Consider the following 5,105-nt stretch of genomic DNA (forward strand, 5'->3'; position numbering starts at 1 on the left):
CCGCGGCGAGCGGCTCCACAACCCCCCCCCGCGGCACTCCGGGAGGTGCCCCCGGGGCCGCCCCGGGGGCCGGGGGGGGGGGCCGGCCGGCCCCCCCCCCCCGCCCCCCACGTCCGGGAGATCAACGATTCCCGAGTCGCCCCACTGCCCATGCCTCTGCCGACGCCCCTGCCCGTGCCTCAACCCCTGTCCGTGCTCCTACCCGTGAGGACGAGGTCTCGATGACCGTCGAAAACACCGTCGGCCTGATCGTGGCCGTCGTCCTGCTCGCCTATCTGATCCTCGCCCTGATCAAGCCGGAGAAGTTCTGATGTCCGCCCCCGCCGAGACCCTGCCCGCACCCGCGCCGGAGTCGCCTCCATCAGGAAACGAGCCGCCGCCGCGCCGGGTCGGCGCCGGAATGCTCGATCCGACGCAGTTGTGGCGCGCGCTCCCGCAGGCGTTCACCAAGCTGAATCCGGTGGCCCTGTTCCGTAACCCGGTCATGTTCGTGACCGAGGTCGGTGCCGCGCTGACCACGGGCATCGCGATCGTCCACCCCAGCCTGTTCGGCTGGCTGATCACCGGCTGGCTGTGGCTCACGGTGGTCTTCGCCAACCTCGCCGAGGCCGTGGCGGAGAGCCGCGGCAAGGCGCAGGCCGACTCGCTGCGCAAAACCCGGCAGCAGACCACCGCGTGGCGGCTCGCGGGCTGGGAGCCCGGCGCCGCCGACGGCACCTACCTCGAAGAGGCCGTGGCCGCCTCGGAGTTGCGGCGCGGCGACATCGTGTCCGTACCGGCCGGGGAGTTCGTTCCCGGTGACGGCGATGTCGTCGAGGGCGCGGCAAGCGTCGACGAGTCGGCGATCACCGGGGAGTCCGCGCCGGTCATCCGTGAATCGGGCGGCGACCGCAGCGCGGTCACCGGCGGCACCCGGGTCCTCTCCGACCACCTCGTCGTCCGCATCACCCAGCAGCCCGGCGAGAGCTTCCTCGACCGGATGATCGCCCTCGTCGAGGGCGCCAACCGGCAGAAGACGCCCAACGAGCTGGCCCTCAACCTGCTGCTGGTCATGCTGACCTTCGTCTTCCTGGTCGCGGTCGTGACCCTCCAGCCGATGGCGATCTTCTCCAAGGACGCGATGGCCGCCGCGCACGACACCGCGGCGCTGACCGCGGACGGCGTCACCGGCATCGTGCTGGTGTCGCTGTTGGTCTGTCTGATCCCGACGACCATCGGCGCGCTGCTCTCCGCGATCGGCATCGCCGGTATGGACCGCCTGGTGCAGCGCAACGTACTGGCCATGTCCGGGCGGGCCGTCGAGGCCGCCGGTGACGTCAGCACCCTGCTGCTCGACAAGACCGGCACGATCACCTTCGGCAACCGGCGGGCCAGCGCGTTCCTGACGGTCGGCGATGTCTCCGTGGAACGGCTCGCGACGGCGGCGCTGTTGTCCAGCCTGGCCGACGAGACGCCCGAGGGGCGCTCGATCGTCGAGTTCGCCCACACCGAGTACCAGTTGACTCAGCGGGTCGAGGACGGCGCCCAGTGGGTGCCGTTCACCGCCGCCACCCGGATGTCCGGCGTCGATCTGCCGGAAGCCGGAGAAGGTCGGCGGCTGCGCAAGGGCGCGGCGGCCTCGGTCGCGGCCTGGGTCCGCGAGCAGGGCGGCGAGGTGCCGCCCGCCCTGGAGGCGACCGTACGGCAGGTCTCCGCATCGGGTGGTACGCCGCTGACCGTGGCGGAGTCGAGGGCCGACGGCACGGCCGAGGTCCTCGGCGTCATCCACCTCAAGGACGTCGTCAAGCCCGGCCTACGGGAACGCTTCGACGAACTGCGCCGCATGGGCATCCGCACGGTGATGATCACCGGCGACAACCCGGTGACCGCGAAGGCGATCGCCGAGGAGGCGGGCGTCGACGACTTCCTCGCGGAGGCCACCCCCGAGGACAAGCTGGAGCTGATCAAGCGGGAGCAGGCCGGCGGTCACCTCATCGCGATGACCGGTGACGGCACGAACGACGCCCCCGCCCTCGCGCAGGCGGACGTCGGCGTGGCGATGAACACGGGTACGTCGGCCGCCAAGGATGCCGGCAACATGGTCGACCTCGACTCCGACCCCACGAAGATCATCGAGATTGTCGAGATCGGCAAGCAACTCCTCATCACACGAGGCGCGCTCACGACCTTCTCGATCGCCAACGACATCGCCAAGTACTTCGCCATCCTGCCGGCCATGTTCGCCGCCGTGTATCCGGGACTCGACCGCCTCAACATCATGCACCTGCACTCGCCGCTGTCCGCGATCCTCTCCGCGGTCGTCTTCAACGCGGTGGTCATCGTGGCACTGATCCCGCTCGCCCTGCGCGGCGTGCGCTACCGGCCCTCCTCCGCCTCGGCCCTGCTCACCCGCAACCTGTGGGTCTACGGGCTCGGCGGCGTCATCGCGCCGTTCCTGGCCATCAAGTTCATCGACTTCGCCCTCGTCCAGTTCATCCCGGGGATCTGATCATGAAACGCATCCCGCACTGGCTCGCCCAGCACCTCGCGGCGCTCCGGGTGGTCCTCGTGCTGACCCTCCTGACCGGCCTGGCCTATCCCCTGGCCATGACGGCGTTCGCCCAAGTCCCCGGGCTGGACGGCGGATCCCAGGTATCCGGCGCCGACGGCAGGCTCGCCGGGTCCTCGCTCATCGGCCAGTCCTTCACCGACGGCAAGGGCAACCCGGTCAGGAGCTACTTCCAGTCCCGGCCCTCCAACGCCGGTACCGGGTACGACGCCACCGCGTCCGGGGCCGGCAACCAGGGCCCCGAGTCCGTCGTCGACACCCCGGACAAGCCGAGCCTGCTCACCCTGGTGTGCGGGCGCAGCAAGGCGGTCGGCGAACTCGAAAACGTCGACGGCTCCCGCCCGTTCTGCACGCCGGACGGCTTCGGCGCGGTCCTCGGCGTCTTCCACGACGGCGGCACGAGCGGCAGGGTCACCCGCGTCGTCAGCCTCGACCAGGCGTGCCCGGCGAAGCCGTTCCTCGCCGCTTACAAGGGTGTTCGCGTCACCTGCGCCGAGCCGGGCGCGGACTACAGCCACGCCGTGACCGTCCCGGTACGGGGCGACGCACCGGCCGACCCGGTGGTACCCGCCGACGCGGTCACCGCGAGCGGCAGCGGGCTCGACCCGCACATCAGCCCGGCGTACGCGGCGCTCCAGGCTCCGCGGGTCGCGCACGAGCGCGGCGCGAGCGTGGCCGCGGTACGCGAGCTGATCGAGAAGTACACCACCGGCCGCACACTCGGCGTGCTCGGCGAGCCGGGCGTCAATGTCGTCGAGCTGAACATCGCGCTCGACCGTACCTACCCCCAGCAGGGAGCCTGATCATGGCGGCCTGGATCCAGGCATCGCTCGTCCTCGCCGTGGTGGTGGGGCTGCACGTTCCGCTCGGCGACTACATGGCCCGAGCCCTCGACGGCGGCACACACCGACGCGGTGAGAGGGCCCTCTACCGTGTCTGCGGAATCGACCCGGACAAGGAGCAGACCTGGCGGCACTACCTCACCGCACTGCTCGCCTTCTCGGTCATGAGCGTCGCGGCGCTCTTCGCCCTCTTCACCCTCCAGGGCAAACTGCCCTGGTCGACGGGCCACGAGGGCATGCCGTGGCGGCTCGCGCTGCACACCGCCGTCTCCTTCACCACCAACACCAGCTGGCAGAACTACGCCGGTGAGTCGACCACCGGGCACCTCGCGGTCATGGCGGGCCTGGGCGTCCAGGCGTTCGCGTCGGCGGCGGTCGGCATCTGCGTGGCGCTCGCCCTGGTGCGGGGGCTCGTCCGGCGAAGCACCGACGACCTCGGCAACTTCTGGGTCGACCTCCTGCGCACGATCGTGCGCGTCCTGCTCCCGATGGCGGTCGTCGGCGGCCTGATCCTGATGGCGGGCGGGGTGATCCAGAGCCTCGGCGCCGGCCACACCGTCACCACCGTCGCGGGCGGCAGGCAGACGATCCTCGACGGACCGGTCGGCTCCTGGGAGCCGATCAAACTGTTCACCGGTGACGGCGGCGGCGTCTTCAACGCCAACAGCGCCCATCCCTTCGAGAACCCGACTGCCTGGACCAACGCCTTCGAGATCGTGCTGATGCTGCTGATCCCGACGGCCTGTATCCGCATGTTCGGCCGGATGATCGGCAGCGTGAAGCAGAGCTGGACCCTGCTGACGGTCGTCGGCATCCTGTTCGGCCTGCTCCTCGCGGCCGGAACGCTGGCCCAGTCCGCGCACACCGGCACGGTCACCCAGGCGGTCGGCGGCCAGTACGAGGGCACCGAGACCCGCTTCGGCATCCCCGGCTCGACGCTGTTCGGCGTGGGTGCCACGGGCTCGGCGGACGGCGCGGCCAACTCGTCGTACGACAGCTTCTCCAGCCTCGGCGGCGGGGTGCTGCTGAGCGCGATGATGCTCGGCGAGATCGCGCCCGGCGGAACCGGCAGCGGACTGTACGGCCTGATCATGGTGGTGCTGGTGGCCGTCTTCATCGGCGGGCTGATGGTCGGCCGCACGCCCGAATACCTGCGCAAGCGGATCGGGTTCGGCGAGATGCGGTGGGTCGTGGTGTACGCGCTGATCCCGCCCACCGTCATCCTGGCGTGCGCGGGCATCGCGCTCGCCTTCGGCGACGGGCAGACCTCGATGGGCAACCCCGGGGCGCACGGCCTGACGGAGCTGATCTACGCCTACACCAGCAACACGAACAGCAACGGCAGCGCGATGGCGGGCTTCAACGGCGCCACCGATTTCCACAACCTCCTCATGGTGTTCGCGATGCTGGCAGGGCGCTACCTCCCGATCGTCGCCGTACTGGCCCTCGCCGGACGGCTCGCCAAGCAGCAGCCGGGCGTCGTCACGGTCGGCACGCTGCGCGCCCAGGGCGTCAACTTCGTCGTCCTCACCACGGCCGCGGCCGTCGTCCTGGCGCTGCTCAACTTCCTACCGGCACTCTCCCTCGGCACCATCGCCGACGGACTGCTGTAGCCCCGTACCGGCTGAGTCCACGACCCCCTCACAGACTCAGCCGGTACGGCACCCACACCCGACGACGTCGCTACGGCGTGGCCCGCGGCGAGAGCCGCGGGC

General features: G+C 70.7%; 4 protein-coding genes. All 4 read left to right on the plus strand.

The annotated features are described in order from the left end of the window. The first annotated feature begins 221 nt into the window (after positions 1-221). The 4 genes from kdpF to kdpA are packed head-to-tail and all read left to right on the plus strand — an operon-like array spanning position 222 to position 5,003. Complete coding sequence (kdpF, locus tag ACFV0T_RS38100; RefSeq protein ID WP_385789491.1) at positions 222-311, plus strand: K(+)-transporting ATPase subunit F; 90 nt, start codon at positions 222-224, stop codon at positions 309-311. Further along, complete coding sequence (gene kdpB, locus ACFV0T_RS38105; protein WP_385789493.1) at positions 311-2,488, plus strand: potassium-transporting ATPase subunit KdpB; 2,178 nt, start codon at positions 311-313, stop codon at positions 2,486-2,488. Before kdpF ends, kdpB begins: the two co-directional genes overlap by 1 nt. A gap of 2 nt (positions 2,489-2,490) precedes the next feature. Next, positions 2,491-3,351, plus strand: a complete 861-nt coding sequence (locus ACFV0T_RS38110) for a potassium-transporting ATPase subunit C (protein ID WP_385789495.1) — start codon at positions 2,491-2,493, stop codon at positions 3,349-3,351. Between the two features lie 2 nt (positions 3,352-3,353). Next, on the plus strand, positions 3,354-5,003 hold the full coding sequence (gene kdpA / locus ACFV0T_RS38115) for a potassium-transporting ATPase subunit KdpA (RefSeq protein ID WP_385789497.1): 1,650 nt from the start codon (positions 3,354-3,356) through the stop codon (positions 5,001-5,003). Positions 5,004-5,105 lie beyond the last annotated feature (102 nt).

The sequence above is a fragment of the Streptomyces sp. NPDC059582 genome (genome assembly GCF_042735715.1).
Classification (GTDB): domain Bacteria; phylum Actinomycetota; class Actinomycetes; order Streptomycetales; family Streptomycetaceae; genus Streptomyces.

Coding starts and splice junctions, on each gene's coding strand:
- kdpF (WP_385789491.1), top strand. CDS start 222: ATGACCGTCGAAAACACCGTCGGCCTGATCGTGGCCGTCGTCCTGCTC.
- kdpB (WP_385789493.1), top strand. CDS start 311: ATGTCCGCCCCCGCCGAGACCCTGCCCGCACCCGCGCCGGAGTCGCCT.
- ACFV0T_RS38110 (WP_385789495.1), top strand. CDS start 2,491: ATGAAACGCATCCCGCACTGGCTCGCCCAGCACCTCGCGGCGCTCCGG.
- kdpA (WP_385789497.1), top strand. CDS start 3,354: ATGGCGGCCTGGATCCAGGCATCGCTCGTCCTCGCCGTGGTGGTGGGG.